Raw genomic sequence first — 16,028 nt, forward strand, 5'->3', positions numbered from 1 at the left:
TTCGCTTATTTATGCAATTAGAAAGGGTGATTAGCAAATGAGTAAATACCCATCAAGAGAAGAAATTGGCAAGATTTTAAAATCAAGTAAAGTAATCGCAGTTGTTGGCTTATCAGCGGACCCATCTAAAACGTCTCATATGGTAAGTAAGGCAATGCAAGATGCTGGATATAAAATTATTCCAGTAAATCCAACAGTAGATACTGTTTTAGGAGAAAAAGCTGTACATAGTTTAACAGAAATAAAAGGAAAAGTTGATATTGTAAATGTATTTAGAAGACCTGAACACCTATTACCTGTAGCACAAGAGTTTCTTAAAATTGATTGCGATGTTTTCTTTGCACAGCTTGGAATTGAAAACGAAGAAGCATATCAGTTGTTAAAAGAAAATGGTAAAACTGTCATTATGGATCGTTGTATCAAGGTAGAACATGCAATGACAAGATAGGCCGTTAAAAAAGCTCACTCAAATTTTTGAAGTTTGTCAAAAACCTGGCTCACTGTTAATCAGTGAGTTTTTTTAACGGTAGATCGAGTAGAGATTAAGTAAATTAGAGAATGCCAAAGAATATTGCTTCAAAAGTTAATGTTATATAAGCAATTAAAATGCCGCATACACGGTCTGTAAAATTTGAATTTTAATATGCAAATTTATCAATTTTTAACTTTAAAGCTTCATTTTCTTGATTCTAATATCCAGCTTTTTATGAACTTGTCCTATTTTTTTTTTCGTGTTCGACTTGTAAGTTAGGAAAAAAACCATTAACATGAACGATTAGAAGCAACATTTTATTTATATTATGATATAATGGAACAGATGTTCTTATGTAAGTGTTTAGTTAGAAAGGAGAAATGGTGTTGGCAAAGAATGAGACAACATATAACGAAGATGCGATACAGGTACTAGAAGGTTTAGAAGCTGTACGTAAACGACCTGGAATGTATATTGGCAGCACTGATAGTAGAGGTCTGCACCATTTAGTTTATGAAATCGTAGATAACTCTGTAGATGAAGCATTAGCTGGTCACGGGACTCAAATAGATGTGGTTATTCATAAAGATAATAGCTTAAGCGTAAAAGACCATGGTCGTGGGATGCCTACTGGAATGCACAAAATGGGAAAACCAACTCCAGAAATTATTTTAACTGTATTACACGCAGGGGGTAAATTTGGACAAGGCGGCTACAAAACAAGTGGTGGTCTACATGGTGTTGGTGCTTCAGTTGTTAATGCTTTATCTGAATGGTTAACAGTTGAAATTCACCGTGAAGGAACGATTTACAAGCAACGTTTTGAAAATGGTGGTAAAGCAGTAACTTCCTTAGAAATCGTTGGAAAGACTAAAAGAACTGGTACGACGATCCATTTTAAACCAGATCCAACTATTTTTAGCACAACAAATTTCAACTTTGATACTTTATGTGAAAGACTTAGAGAGTCAGCTTTTTTATTAAAAGGATTAAAAATTACAATTAAAGATGAACGTCATGATACGTTCGAAGAGTTTTATTATGAAAACGGTATCGAAGCTTTTGTATCGTATTTAAACGAAGAAAAAGAAGCTCTACATCCTGTAGTATTCTTTGAAGGACTACAAAATAAAATAGAGGTTGAATTTTCGTTCCAATTTAATGACGGTTATTCAGAAACGATGCTTTCTTTCGTAAACAATGTTCGTACAAAAGATGGTGGTACACACGAAGTTGGTGCAAAAACTGCTTTAACAAGAGCATTTAATGAATACGCAAGAAAAGTAAATCTGTTAAAAGAAAAAGATAAAAATTTAGATGGAGCGGATATTCGTGAAGGATTAGCTGCAATTGTATCTGTACGAATTCCTGAAGAGCTGCTTCAATTTGAAGGTCAAACTAAAGGTAAATTAGGTACTAGTGAAGCAAGGTCAGCTGTTGACTCTGTTGTTTCGGACCAATTGGCTTACTTCCTAGAAGAAAATCCAGATATTGCGACTTCATTAGTAAAGAAATCGATAAAAGCATTTCAAGCGAGAGAAGCTGCAAGAAAAGCACGTGAAGAAGCAAGAAGTGGTAAAAAGAGAAAGCGTTCAGAAACATCATTAAGCGGAAAGCTTACACCGGCACAGTCACGTAACCCACAGAAAAATGAATTATACTTAGTTGAGGGTGATTCAGCTGGTGGTAGTGCTAAACAAGGTCGTGATCGCCGTTTCCAAGCAATTTTGCCTTTACGTGGTAAAGTAATCAATACAGAGAAGGCAAAACTAGCGGACATAATGAAAAATGAAGAGATTAATACGATTATTCATGCGATTGGTGCAGGAGTAGGTAGTGATTTTGACATTGAAGATGTTAATTATGACAAAATCGTTATTATGACCGATGCTGATACAGATGGAGCGCATATTCAAGTACTTTTATTAACATTCTTTTACCGTTATATGAAGCCATTAGTAGAGGCTGGTAAAGTTTATATCGCCTTACCTCCTTTATTCAAAGTAAGTAAAGGTTCTGGAAAAAAAGAAGTAATCGAATATGCTTGGTCAGAGGTAGACTTACAAGATGCGATTAAAAAAGTTGGTAAAGGTTATATGATTCAGCGTTATAAAGGACTTGGTGAAATGAATGCTGACCAACTTTGGGAAACAACGATGGATCCTGAAACTAGAACGCTTATTCGTGTGAAAATTGATGATGGCGCTAGAGCAGATCGTCGTGTAACTACTTTAATGGGTGATAAAGTTGAACCTAGACGTAAGTGGATTGAATCAAATGTAGTATTTGATTTAGATGAAGAGGATAAAATTTTAAATAATGAGCAAGTTGAAGTAGAAAAAGAAGGGAGCAATGTCTGATGCAATCATCGGAAAAATTATATAATATCCCTTTAGAAGACATAATAGGTGACCGCTTTGGTCGATATAGTAAGTATATTATTCAAGAACGAGCATTACCTGATGCTCGTGATGGTTTAAAGCCAGTTCAACGTCGTATTTTGTATTCAATGCACGTTGAAGGAAACACGCAAGACAAGCCTTACCGTAAATCTGCTAAAACAGTCGGAAATGTAATTGGTAATTACCATCCACATGGTGATACTTCTGTATATGATGCGATGGTACGACTAAGTCAAGATTGGAAATTAAGAAATGTATTAATTCAAATGCATGGAAATAACGGTAGTATTGATGGAGACCCTCCAGCAGCTATGCGTTATACCGAGGCTAGGTTATCAGCAATAGCAAGTGAACTATTGAGAGATATTGATAAAGAAACAGTTGATTTTGTACCGAACTTTGACGATACAAGTATGGAGCCAGTTGTTTTACCATCAATGTTTCCAAATTTATTAGTTAACGGTAGCACAGGAATCTCTGCCGGATATGCAACTGAAATACCTTCGCATCATCTTGGGGAAGTAATCGATGCTACGATTATGCGCATTGAAAATAAAAACTGTACAGTAGATGATTTAATGACCGTAATCCATGGACCTGATTTTGCTACTGGTGGAATCATTCAAGGTGTGGATGGTATAAAAAAAGCCTATGAAACAGGAAAAGGAAAAATCATTATTCGAAGCCGTGTTCATACCGAGGATTTACGTGGTGGGAAACAGGCATTAATCATTACAGAAATTCCTTCAGAAGTGAATAAAGCGAATTTAGTAAAGAAGATGGATGAGGTTCGTCTTGATCGAAAAGTTGATGGAATTACAGAAGTACGTGATGAAACAGATCGTACTGGACTCCGAATTGTCATCGAACTGAAAAAAGATGCAAATAACGAAGCGATTTTAAATTATTTATATAAAAATACTGAACTTCAAATACCTTATAACTTCAATATGGTTGCGATCTATAATCGTACACCGAAACAAATGTCATTACCTGCAATTCTTGATGCTTATATTGAACATCAAAAAGAAGTCATTACAAATCGTTCAAATTTTGATTTAAGAAAAGCAAAAGCTCGCCAACATGTTGTAGAAGGTTTGATGAAGGCTTTATCGATTTTAGATGAAGTAATTTCAACAATCCGTTCTGCAAATGATAAACGCGATGCAAAGGATAAGTTAATCGCTCAATTTGAGTTTACTGAACAACAAGCTGAAGCGATAGTCATGTTACAATTATATCGCCTAACAAACACTGATATAACAGCATTACAAGAAGAAGCAGATGAGTTAGATAAACGAATCAAACAGCTTGAAGCAATTTTAAACAGTGAAGCAAAATTATTGTCAGTTATAAAAACAGACTTAAAGAAAATTAAATTAAAATATGCAGACGACAGACGTTCGACGATTCAAGAAGAAATTGAAGAAATTAAAATTGCTAGAGAAGATATAATCGCTCAAGAAGACGTGATTGTCACGGTTACAAGTGAAGGATACGTTAAACGTACAAGTCCTAGATCTTTTACAGCTTCAAATGGTAAAGATTACGGTATGAAAGAAGGCGACCGTTTAATTTATCAAATAGAAAGTACGACGACAGATACACTTATTTTATTTACTTCAAAAGGTAACTATTTATATTTACCAATTCATGAAATGCAAGATATCAGATGGAAAGATATGGGGCAACATGTTGCAAATATTATTCCAATTGAGAGAGACGAAACAATTCTTTCTGCTACAGTCGTAAATAATTTTGAAGAAAATAAAGATTATATTTTATTTGTGACTAAAAATGGTATTGTAAAACGTACAAGTATTCAGCAATTAAAAGTACAACGTTATTCTAAACCACTTGTTGGTATGTCAATTAAGTCAGATGATACCTTAATTTTTGCTGGTGTCACTTCTGAAACAGATCAAGTGTTGATGGCTACAAGTTTGGGATACACATTGTTATTTAATGTTGAAGAGATTAGTATACAAGGCTTAAGAGCTGGCGGAGTTAAAGGAATTAACTTAAAGGATCAAGATTTTGTTGTATCTGCAGACACGATTAGTAACGAAGTGAAAGAAATATTCTGTGCAACACATCGAGCAGCAATTAAAAAAATGAAACTCGATACGATCCCTCAAAGCTCTAGAGGTACAAGGGGAGTTAAAGTACTTCGCGATTTGAAAAATAATCCTCATATGTTAATTGGGGTATATGCAATAAATGAAAATGATATGTTTGCATTATTAAGTAAATCTGGGCAATTTGAGACAGTTGACCCAAGTGATTTAAGAAATAGTGATCAGTATAGTAATGGATCATTTGTTATGGATACTGATGATTCTGGTGATATAAAGACGATTATTCGATACAAAAAAGAAGAAAATAATTAGAAAAGAACCTATTCCAAGCTTTTTGGAATAGGTTTTTTTGTCGAATTTGTCGAAAAATGTACAAATAATACTAGAAAAACATTTTATATGAATTAATCAAGGGAAATTAATTAAAAGTTTCTAATTTTACAATTCAAAAATAAGAAAAAAAGGTTTTTAATGAATTTTTAATGGTAATAATTGCCTAAAATAACAACGAATCGACAGAATTGTCGAAATATTTTGAACCAAAAGACCTTGTCTAACGAAAAAATATAGCTTACTATTTTCTTAAGTATTTTAAATTTTCAAAAAAATAGGTTATTAAGGGGGCGTACATATGGTTTTAAAGAAAGGATTTGCAATTTTAGCATCAGTATCGTTAACTGCAGGTATTTTAGCAGGTTGTGGTAATAGTAATAGTTCAAAGGATGGGAACCAGGTCATTAAAATTGCTACAAATACACCATTATCTGGTAATAACGCAATTTTAGGTGAATCCATTAAACTTGGAGCTCAGCTTGCATTAGAGGATCAAAAAGCAGCTTTCAAAAAATTAGGCTTTGATTTAAAGATTGTACCTTATGATGATCAAGGGGATCCAAAAAAAGGTGTAGCAAATGCTGAGCAGTTAGCTGCAGACAATAAAATCCTTGGTGTTGTAGGACACTTAAACTCTGGTGTAGCAATTCCATCTTCTGTAAAGTATGAGAAAGACCATATCGTAATGGTTTCTCCTTCAAATACTGCAAATGAAGTTACTGACCGTGGATTAGGAGTCGTTAACCGAATTTGTGCTCGTGATGACTTCCAAGGTCCTGCAGGTGCAAATTTTGCGATTAATACATTAAAAGCTAAAAATATATTTATCATTCAAGATAAAACACCTTACGGAACTGGTTTAGCAAATGAATTCAAAGCTGCTGCTGAGAAATTAGGCGCTAAAATTTTAGGTGAAGAAGGGATCTCAATCGGAGATAAAGACTTTAACGGTGTACTAAATAATGCGATTGCGAAAAAGCCTGATTTAGTATTCTTTGGTGGACTTTATGCTGAAGGTGGAATTTTATTAAAACAAGCTCGTGAAAAAGGATTAAACATCCCATTCATGGGTGGAGATGGAATGGACTCTTCAGGTTTAGTTGATATTGCTGGGGATGCTGTTAAAAACTTCTACTATACTTCAGTTGCTGGTGATACGTTAAAAACAGATAAAGGTAAAGCTTTTGCTGACGCATATAAATCAAAATTTAATAAAAACATCGAATCGTTCTCGTCTTACGGATATGATTCTGCTGGCGTTTTATTAGAAGGATTAAAAAATGCGATTAACGATAACAAAGGTAAAACTCCAACTCGTGAACAAGTTGAAAAAGCAGTACGTGCAATTCAAGATTATGATGGTGTAGTAACGAAGGTTGGTTTCGACGATAAAGGGGACAACAAATACGCAAAAGTATTTATTTATACGTTTAAAGAAGCTAAATATCCTGGTACTCAAGAAGGCGAAGTTACTAAACCATAATTAGGAACAAAGTCTACCAGTCTAAAGAAAGAGAGTATCCCGTAAAAACGTGATACTCTTTTTCTCTCAATAAGGTGAGAAAATTGTAAAATTTTGGAAATTAATAGGAAATAAACTATATTATTTATAGGAGGTCTCATACATGAATGAAGTAATCCAAACACTACCTCAAGTACTAATAGACGGTCTTGTTTTAGGAGCAGTATATGCAATCGTAGCACTCGGTTACACGATGGTTTATGGGATATTAGAACTAATCAACTTTGCACATGGTGAAATATTCATGGCAGGTGCGTTTATTGGTACTGCAGTATTAATTACATTTACTGGTTTAGGTTTATTAAGTAGTCTACCTGCAATTATCGTGTTAGCAATTGTATTAATTATAGCTTCATTAGCAACTGGATTCCTAGGAATGGGGATTGAAAGAGTTGCGTATCGTCCATTACGAAAAGCACCAAAGTTAATTACATTAATTACAGCAATAGGTATTTCATTTTTACTACAAGATATCGTGCGTTTTATTGCTGAATTAAAAGAAGGAAATTACATTATTACTGGCCCATCACTATTTTCAGGACAACACCAAATTAAAACTAGCTCAATTTTTTCTTCATTTGGAAATGCACAAATTAAATCAGCATCAATTATTATTTTAGTCGTTGCAGTTGTAATGATGATTTCATTAGATTACTTCATCAATAAAACAAAATGGGGTACAGCAATGCGTGCAGTTGCTCAGGATCGTGAAACTGCATCATTAATGTCTGTAAACGTTAACAAAGTCATCTCATTAACATTCTTTTTAGGCTCTGGATTAGGTGGTGCAACTGGCGTACTTTTTGCATTACAATATAACACAATTGATCCGTACATCGGTTTTATTTTAGGGCTAAAAGCATTTACAGCTGCAGTATTAGGGGGAATAGGAAATATCCGTGGTGCGATGGTTGGTGGTTTATTAATCGGTATAATCGAAGTGTTTGCAGCAACAAATTTATCAACTTTAACACATGGCATTTTCCCATCAGAATATAAAGATGTATTTGCATTTGGAATTTTAATTCTAGTTCTAATATTCAAGCCAGAAGGTTTATTTGGTAAACCTGTAGCTGAGAAAGTGTAGGTGAATTAGATGAAGAGCTTAGTAGAAGGGTTAAAACAATCAAACAAACTACAAGGAATTTTCTTAGGAGCTTATATCGTTGTTACATCATTAGGATTATACTTTTTGCAAGAATCCGTAACAGCATTTCTATTAATTTTATTCTCACTTTATTTATTATATAAAACTAATTTTCCAGTTAAATTAAAATGGAGCATTGGAATACTAGTTTTAACAGTGATCATGCCATATGTAGCATCACAAGGTACAGCATTTGAATCATATATGGGTGTAGCGACTTTAGTTGGAATTTATGTTGCAATGGCACTTGGATTAAACGTTGTAGTTGGTTTAGCAGGTTTATTAGATTTAGGATTTGTTGCCTTCTTTGCAATCGGTTCATATACTTATGCAATTTTTTCTACTAAACAAGTAACGAACTTCTTGCATTTTGACTTTCTTCCTTTTTCAGGAAACTCATTCTGGGTATTTATAATTATCGGTGGAATTATCGCAAGCATAGCAGGTGTATTATTAGGTATTCCAGTACTTCGCGTAAAAGGTGATTATTTAGCAATTGTAACACTTGGATTCGGGGAAATTATTCGAATCGTATTTAATAACTTAGATAAACCGGTAAATATTACTGGTGGAGCACAAGGTATTTCTTCTATTCCAGCACCTACTATTTTTGGATTAGAAATTGATAGTTCTGGCCAATTTTATTATGTGGTGTTAGTTGTATTAGCAATTGTCATTTTAGCTGTTACTAGATTACAAGATTCTAAACTTGGCCGTTCTTGGAAAGCGGTACGTGAGAATGAAATCGCTGCCCAAGCATCAGGTATTCACTTAGTACGTACGAAATTAATTGCATTTGCAATTGGTGCTTCTTTCTCAGGAATGATGGGGGTAGTATTCTCTGCAAAGCAAATGTTCATTGACCCTACAAGCTTTACATTACTTGAATCAATCACGATCTTAGTAATGGTAATTTTAGGAGGAATGGGTAGCGTTCCAGGGGTTATTCTTGGAGCAGCACTTGTAACAATCTTAAACCTACAAGTATTAACAGAAGTAACAAATTATTTAAACCAATTAACATTAGATGGAGTCATTAATTTACCACCGGCTCTATCACCTTCTAAAATGCAACGTATGATTTTCGGACTAATTTTAGTACTTGTAGCAATCTTCAGGCCTAAAGGACTATTGCCTGCCAAAAATAAGGTTGTTCCAAAAGAAGACGTCGTAGATCAAACTGTAGTCGAAGAAAATACACGCTCAGTTTCATTTTAGGAGAGGAGGTTATTAAATGTTAAAAACAACGAATTTAACGAAAAGCTTTGGCGGTTTAACAGCTGTTAATAATGTAAATATAGAAATTAAAGAAGGCTCAATTACAGCAGTAATTGGACCAAATGGTGCAGGGAAAACAACATTTTTTAATATGATTACAGGTGTATATACTCCTACTAGCGGTGAGATTTTGCTTGGTAATGAAAGTTTAGTAGGGTTAAAGCCACATACTGTTAATAAAAAAGGGATCGCGCGTACATTCCAAAATATTCGTTTATTTAGTAGTATGACGGCTTTAGAAAATGTCATGGTAGGAATGCATCAGCACTTAAAATATGGCGTATTTTCAACAATATTCCATTTACCTAAATTTAAAAAAGCAGAAAAAATGGCGATGAAGGAAGCATATAAATGGTTAGAATACGTAGGATTGGCTGATGTTTATAATGAGGAAGCATCGAGTCTATCATATGGTGCACAAAGACGACTTGAAATCGCGCGTGCATTAGCATCTCAACCAAGAATCTTACTTTTAGATGAGCCAGCTGCAGGGATGAATCCGAAAGAAACGAAAGAATTGACTGATTTAATCTATCAAATGAGAGATGACTTAAACTTAACAATCGTCTTAATCGAACATGATATGAAGCTTGTAATGGAAATTTCCGAGTATTTATTCGTACTTGATCATGGCGAAAAAATTGCAGAAGGTAAACCACTTGAAATTCGAAATAATCAAAAAGTAATTGAAGCATATTTAGGAAAAAGTGCAGTGACTACTGCATAGTGAAAGGAGTACGAAAAGATGACCCTATTACAATTAAAAGATATTAACTCTTTTTACGGTGGTATTCAAGCACTAAAAGATATTAACATTGAAGTAAATGAAGGCGAAATTGTAACATTAATTGGAAGTAATGGTGCTGGAAAATCTACTACTTTAAAAACGATTTGTGGCCAAGTTAAACCAAAATCTGGAACGTTGATTTATAAAGGTGAAGAGATTATAAAGTTACAAGCTCATGAAATTGCCTTAAAGGGAATTGCACACGTACCGGAAGGAAGAAGGATCTTTTCTAAATTAACTGTAAAAGAAAATTTAGAGATGGGTGCTTTCTCAGTTAAAGATAAAAAACTAATCGCTGCACGTATGGAAATGGTATTTGATTATTTTCCAAGACTTAAAGAGCGACTAAGCCAAAAAGGCGGTACGATGAGTGGAGGAGAACAACAAATGCTAGCAATTGGTAGAGGACTGATGATGGGTCCATCATTACTGATGCTAGACGAGCCATCAATGGGTCTTGCTCCAATTATCGTTGAACAAATATTTGAAATCATTGAGCAACTAAACAAACAAGGGATGACAATTTTATTAGTAGAACAAAACGCATACCAAGCATTACAAATTGCTCACCGTGGCTATGTTATTCAAACTGGAGAGATTCAAATGGTTGGTGAAGGTAAGACATTAATGAATAATGAAGAAGTGAAAAAAGCATATTTAGCTTAATTAAAAAAGTCAGTTCATTTATCAATAATGAACTGACTTTTTTGTGAAATATTATCTATTAGAAATAAATTCCGAAATTTTTAATTGCTCTTCACTTGAAGCATTGTTAATTGAAGATTGAAGTGATTCCTCTAGTAAACTACGATTCTTGTAAAAATCTTCATGTTTACTATTATAATAGTACTTCACTGCTTCTAAATCTGAGAAAAACTCTTTTCCAACCTTTAGAAGAAATGTTACTGGAAGTCCTTCGATCACTACTGTATTTACATTTTCAGAAATTTCATTTACCGTACTGTTTGAAGTTGAAATCATTTCCTCGTTTAATTCTTTAACAAGTAATTGTTCGAACCCTTTTATTTTATTGTTTCTTTTGTTTACGATTCGCTTTTTGTTTGTCTTTAATAAACGAATGGAATGATGTTTATCAAGCAATACTGCTGAACGTTTCTTTTTCTTTGAAAAAATGCTGCTACTCAAAACTAGCACTCCCTTCTGATAGTTAGGTATATAAATAAAACAACTTTTCTATCATACCAAGTAATGCTCATACTGTAAAGGTTTTATCTTTACATGTTAGTTTTCCAAAAAATATTCAAAAAATTCACCGTATTTTTTTATCATAAATGTTCATAATAATATTTGACTTAATCATTGTCACTTTGTTAAAATAACAACATATTATTTATTACATATAACGTTGACGGAAAGAAGTACCTAAAGATCATTTTGCTTAGCGAGTTGAGGATAGTGTGAGCTCAATCAAAACCTTTAGCGAAAGGCATTCCTGAGTTAATTCTTAAAGTGGACAATTTTTTTAATTGTCAACTAGGGTGGAACCGCGGGTGCATATACAGCTCTCGTCCCTAGGCAGAAAATGCCTAAGGATGAGAGCTTTTTTATTTCATTCTTGCATTTTCAAAAAACAATTGAAAATTGGAGGCGAATGAAATGTCAGAAAAATCAATGGATGTCGTTGTAAGTCATGCTAAACACAGAGGATTTGTATTCCCAGGTTCTGAAATTTACGGAGGTTTAGCAAATACGTGGGATTATGGTCCACTAGGTGTTGAATTAAAAAATAATGTGAAAAAAGCTTGGTGGAAAAAGTTTGTTCAGCAAAGTCCATATAATGTTGGTTTAGATGCTGCAATCTTAATGAATCCACGTACATGGGAAGCATCAGGTCATATTGGTAACTTTAATGATCCAATGATCGATTGCAAAAATTGTAAAACTCGTCATCGTGCAGATAAATTAATTGAAAATGCACTTGAAGAAAAAGGAATGGAAATTATCGTTGATGGTCTTCCATTTTCAGAAATGGCTAAATTAATTGAGGAACATAAAATTGCGTGTCCAGATTGTGGTAGCCATGATTTTACAGATATTCGTCAATTTAACCTAATGTTTAAAACATTCCAAGGTGTTACTGAATCAAGTACGAATGAAATTTTCTTACGTCCTGAAACAGCGCAAGGTATTTTCGTAAACTTTAAAAATGTTCAACGTACGATGAGAAAGAAAGTTCCATTTGGTATTGCTCAAATCGGTAAAAGTTTCCGTAACGAAATTACTCCAGGAAATTTCACGTTCCGTACTCGTGAATTCGAACAAATGGAGCTTGAATTCTTCTGTAAACCAGGTGAAGAGTTAGAGTGGTATTCTTATTGGAAAGAAACTGCAAATAAATGGCTTTTAGCTTTAGGAATGAAGGAAGAAAATCTTCGTTTACGTGAACATAGTGCAGATGAATTATCACACTATAGTAACGCGACTACTGACTTTGAATATAAATTCCCATTTGGTTGGGGCGAGTTATGGGGCATTGCGTCTCGTACAGATTATGATTTAAAACAACATATGGAATATTCAACAGAAGATTTCACATATCATGATCCAATTACAAATGAAAAATACGTTCCATATTGTATCGAGCCATCATTAGGTGCAGATCGTGTTACATTAGCATTTTTAATTGATGCTTATGAAGAAGAGGCATTAGAAGATGGTACTTCACGTACAGTAATGCGTCTACATCCTGCATTAGCACCGTATAAGGCAGCGATTTTACCATTGTCTAAAAAATTATCAGAAAATGCACAAGAAGTATTTGCTACTTTAGCTGAAGATTTTAATGTTGATTTCGATGAAACTGGTTCAATTGGTAAACGTTATAGACGTCAAGATGAAATCGGTACACCTTTCTGTATCACTTACGACTTCGAATCAATTGAAGACGGAAAAGTTACAGTTCGTGACCGTGACACAATGGAGCAAACTCGTGTTGCAATAAGTGAACTTCAATCATTCTTAGCAAATAAAATTAAATTTTAATTTAGTTTTTTAAATAAGGTGTCCTTTTGGACATCTTTTTTCATATATTTTACTAAAGCTTGTTTAAAGTTTAAGAAATTTACTAAAAATGGTAAAATGAAGGTATAAAATAAAGGAGGAGTTTAAATGAGGAGTTCAAATCCTATCTTAAATTCTGAACGATTGACAAAATCAAGACATTCAGCTCAAGCGATGACGTTAGGTGGGACAATTGGTAAAACAATAATCGCATTAATCTTACTAATCGCAACAGCAGGATACTCATTTTATTTAACGGCTACTGGAACACTTAATTCGAAAGTGTTTATAGGATGTTTAATCGTTGCATTTATTATTGGGTTAGTGACATCTTTTTCACCTAGAATTGCGCCGATTACTACACCAATTTATGCAGCAGTAGAAGGTATTCTAATTGGTAATATTTCAGCTGTTTACGAAGCAACTTATGGAATGATTGTACTACAAGCGGTTCTATTAACAATCGCAATTATTGCAGGAACATTAATTTGTTATGCTACAGGACTTGTGAAAGTAACGCACCGTTTTAGATCAATTGTTTTAGGTTTAACAATCGGAGTATTTTTATTTTATTTACTAACGATGGTCCTTCAGCTTTTCCATGTTCCAATTCCATATATCCATCAATCTGGTCCAATAGGCATATTTGTTAGTTTAGCGATTCTAGTTATTGCTTCATTAAATCTATTCTTGGACTTTGATCTAATTACGACAAGTGTTAGACAAGGGGCACCAAAAGAATTCGAGTGGTATTGTGCTTTTGGTTTATTAGTAACCGTCATTTGGGTTTATATTGAAGCACTTCGATTCCTTTCAAGGATTCGCGATTAAATAATTTTAGTCAGTCAGACCTTACTCTCAAATGAAAGTAAGGTTTTTTACTATATTTTGATTTAATTCGGATCTGTTTAAATAGAATTACAATAGTAGAAAGTAGGGAAATAGATGAGTAAGAAAAAATTTGAAGTCTTTGAAAACGAAACAATTAATGAGTGTTTAGAGAGAATGCAAAAAGAAGGCTACACACCAGTTAAAAGAATGGAAGTACCAATATTTTCAGAGCAAATGATCAATGGTAAGGTTGAAATCGAACCGACTGGAAGAAAGATTGTTTTTGAAGGAAAATTAAATAGGAATTAATATGAATAAATATAATAATTTAATGGAATAGTAACCTTATATGAATAAAATGAGGTGAAAATATGCATAAATTAGCATGTCCACGCTGTAAAACAAACAAAAGTAGATTTTATTTAATCGAACAAAACCCAAAAGCGGTTAAATTAAATGCTCAAAGCGGAGATGTTGAACGAGAAGAGTATGTTTCAAGTGGGCTTGATCCATTTTTTGTTCCATATAAGGGTCCAGAATATTTAGTTCAATGTGGAGCTTGTGGTTTAATTGACCAAAGTGTAATGTTTGAAAAAACAGCTGAGTCATTGTAAATAGATATTGTTTAGTGACAAAAATTAGTGCATGTCTAATCAATCACAAAAAAATAATAATATTAAAAAATTTTTTAAAATAATCAGATGAAAAGAATTTTGTATTTTATTTGGAAACCTTAAATATTACAACTTTTTTTACAACTGGTCAGAATGAAGAAGACTAAGCAGAATGCTTAGTCTTTAATTAATTTTGGAAGAAAGATATTCAAATCAACAAATAAAAAAATCCTTAAAACCTTGTCGTTGATTAAAAAAAGGTTAACAAATTTTTTTATAACCCACTAGTGTTAAATTTTCATTTAAACGTTTAGTTTCGCCAGTTAGGCTATAACCCATTTTTTCATATAAATAACAGTTACATTTTTCTTCTAAGATTGTTCTTAATTCCCAAGTAGTTGCTTGTGGGAATTGTCTTTCAATTAAATGGATAGCTTTCTGTGCAATTCCCATACCTTGGAATTCTGGTAAAATGAACATTGGACTGATCCAAAATTGTGTTTCTTCTTTGTAATAGATACATACCGCTCCTACAAGAGCACCCTCAAGCAAAATCTTATAAAATCCACCAGCAGGATAATTGATTCTTCTAATTACCTGATCAATTGTTCGTTCGCAGGACTTGTGTCATGATCTTGATATTTTTCTAACAAAGGTATAAAGGCTTTCACTTGCATTTCAAAAATGGATTGTGCATCTGAGTCTGTTGCTTTATCTAATCTTAAGTACATGTACATTCACCTCTTGTACTTTCGTGCCTTTATTAATTTCTAAATTATTTTTTGATTCGCTTGCTCAACTAGTCTAATAGTTAATTGTCTAAGCTAACTGAAGTTGTTAAAAAATGGTATAAATGCGTGAACTAATTTTTGATCCCATTCTTGCAAAACTTCTTCTGTAATTATGTTATGTTTGATTTTATACATGATTTCACACCATTTTTAATATCTATTTTTATCATTTCCACTCTTCTACTAAAAGTCCATAATTAATATGATCTACATAATGATCGTAGAGCCACTCAGCTTGCCTGAGTATACCTTCTTCAACGAATCCAAATCGTTCAGGAAGTGCCCTACTTTTTTTGTTTTTTACAGCGACTCTAACTTCAACTTTATTCAGACCAAGTTCATTGAATCCATAATCAATTAAATATTTAAATGCCTTAGACATAATTCCATTACCTTGGAAGTTTTCTCCTAACCAATATCCAATTGTTCCAGTTTTATTTGAGTTATTTATGTCGTTAAAACCTATTGTACCTGCAATATTTCCTTTATAAATTATAGCGAATGATCTTGGGTAACCACCATGTTCAGCAAATGCTTTAAGCCTTGCGTTAATGTTTTGAGCAGTATCTTCAACACTCTCAATGGAATTCAACCAACCGAGCCATTCTTTCAAATAATCCTTTGAACTAATCGTTAAATTGTAAAATTCTTCAGCATCATCTATATTAAACATTCTTAATGAAATATCTTCATCAATCTTATGTAGTAACATTTCCTTTTCCTCGCTTGTAATAACATTATGAAATAATTGA

General features: G+C 33.3%; 14 protein-coding genes, 1 pseudogene and 1 other annotated feature. Of the genes and pseudogenes, 12 read left to right on the forward strand and 3 right to left on the reverse strand.

What is annotated here, in order from left to right:
- Nucleotides 1-37: 37 nt before the first annotated feature.
- The 8 genes from B6K90_RS04410 to B6K90_RS04445 all read left to right on the forward strand — a co-directional run bounded on the left by B6K90_RS04410 (nt 38) and on the right by B6K90_RS04445 (nt 10,685).
- Nucleotides 38-448 carry a CoA-binding protein gene (locus B6K90_RS04410; protein WP_088011543.1) on the forward strand — a complete coding sequence of 137 codons (411 nt, stop codon included), beginning with the start codon at nt 38-40 and terminating at the stop codon, nt 446-448.
- Nucleotides 449-858: 410 nt separating this feature from the next.
- Entirely contained in the window at nt 859-2,832 is a 1,974-nt protein-coding gene (gene parE, locus B6K90_RS04415) for a DNA topoisomerase IV subunit B (RefSeq protein ID WP_088011544.1), read from the forward strand.
- A complete protein-coding gene (gene parC / locus B6K90_RS04420) occupies nt 2,832-5,264 on the forward strand; it encodes a DNA topoisomerase IV subunit A (protein ID WP_088011545.1) in 2,433 nt (810 codons plus the stop codon). Before parE ends, parC begins: the two co-directional genes overlap by 1 nt.
- Before the next feature lie 319 nt (nt 5,265-5,583).
- Nucleotides 5,584-6,768 (forward strand): branched-chain amino acid ABC transporter substrate-binding protein, encoded by a 1,185-nt coding sequence (locus B6K90_RS04425; RefSeq protein ID WP_088011546.1) that lies wholly within the window; start codon nt 5,584-5,586, stop codon nt 6,766-6,768.
- 142 nt (nt 6,769-6,910) lie between these two features.
- On the forward strand, nt 6,911-7,894 hold the full coding sequence (locus B6K90_RS04430) for a branched-chain amino acid ABC transporter permease (RefSeq protein WP_088011547.1): 984 nt from the start codon (nt 6,911-6,913) through the stop codon (nt 7,892-7,894).
- A gap of 9 nt (nt 7,895-7,903) precedes the next feature.
- Complete coding sequence (locus tag B6K90_RS04435) at nt 7,904-9,172, forward strand: ABC transporter permease subunit (RefSeq protein WP_088011548.1); 1,269 nt, start codon at nt 7,904-7,906, stop codon at nt 9,170-9,172.
- Between the two features lie 16 nt (nt 9,173-9,188).
- The gene (locus B6K90_RS04440; protein WP_088011549.1) at nt 9,189-9,959 is read left to right on the forward strand and encodes an ABC transporter ATP-binding protein; all 771 of its coding nucleotides are present in this window, start codon (nt 9,189-9,191) and stop codon (nt 9,957-9,959) included.
- 18 nt (nt 9,960-9,977) lie between these two features.
- The gene (locus tag B6K90_RS04445; protein ID WP_088011550.1) at nt 9,978-10,685 is read left to right on the forward strand and encodes an ABC transporter ATP-binding protein; all 708 of its coding nucleotides are present in this window, start codon (nt 9,978-9,980) and stop codon (nt 10,683-10,685) included.
- Between the two features lie 51 nt (nt 10,686-10,736).
- Here the strand turns inward: B6K90_RS04445 and B6K90_RS04450 are convergent, their stop codons facing one another.
- Entirely contained in the window at nt 10,737-11,165 is a 429-nt protein-coding gene (locus B6K90_RS04450) for a hypothetical protein (protein WP_088011551.1), read from the reverse strand.
- A gap of 211 nt (nt 11,166-11,376) precedes the next feature.
- Nucleotides 11,377-11,556: a binding site (T-box leader), on the forward strand.
- An 80-nt stretch (nt 11,557-11,636) separates the two neighbouring features.
- Between B6K90_RS04450 and B6K90_RS04455 the strand changes: the two genes are divergently transcribed.
- The 4 genes from B6K90_RS04455 (at nt 11,637) to B6K90_RS04470 (ending at nt 14,485) form a co-directional block, all read left to right on the forward strand.
- Complete coding sequence (locus tag B6K90_RS04455) at nt 11,637-13,022, forward strand: glycine--tRNA ligase (protein WP_088011552.1); 1,386 nt, start codon at nt 11,637-11,639, stop codon at nt 13,020-13,022.
- 126 nt (nt 13,023-13,148) lie between these two features.
- Nucleotides 13,149-13,871, forward strand: a complete 723-nt coding sequence (locus B6K90_RS04460) for a Bax inhibitor-1/YccA family protein (protein ID WP_088011553.1) — start codon at nt 13,149-13,151, stop codon at nt 13,869-13,871.
- Nucleotides 13,872-13,985: 114 nt separating this feature from the next.
- Nucleotides 13,986-14,180, forward strand: coding sequence for an NETI motif-containing protein (locus tag B6K90_RS04465; protein WP_088011554.1), 195 nt, complete (start codon nt 13,986-13,988; stop codon nt 14,178-14,180).
- A gap of 62 nt (nt 14,181-14,242) precedes the next feature.
- Complete coding sequence (locus B6K90_RS04470) at nt 14,243-14,485, forward strand: DNA alkylation repair protein (protein ID WP_088011555.1); 243 nt, start codon at nt 14,243-14,245, stop codon at nt 14,483-14,485.
- 261 nt (nt 14,486-14,746) lie between these two features.
- On the opposite strand, the pseudogene B6K90_RS04475 reads toward B6K90_RS04470, so the two are convergent.
- Together B6K90_RS04475 and B6K90_RS04480 are read right to left on the reverse strand one after the other, a co-directional pair.
- Nucleotides 14,747-15,216 (reverse strand): annotated as a pseudogene (locus B6K90_RS04475) (GNAT family N-acetyltransferase).
- Nucleotides 15,217-15,442: 226 nt separating this feature from the next.
- The gene (locus B6K90_RS04480) at nt 15,443-15,988 is read right to left on the reverse strand and encodes a GNAT family N-acetyltransferase (RefSeq protein ID WP_088011922.1); all 546 of its coding nucleotides are present in this window, start codon (nt 15,986-15,988) and stop codon (nt 15,443-15,445) included.
- Nucleotides 15,989-16,028 lie beyond the last annotated feature (40 nt).

It is taken from the genome of Gottfriedia acidiceleris (assembly GCF_002128425.1).
Taxonomy (GTDB): domain Bacteria; phylum Bacillota; class Bacilli; order Bacillales; family Bacillaceae_G; genus Gottfriedia; species Gottfriedia acidiceleris.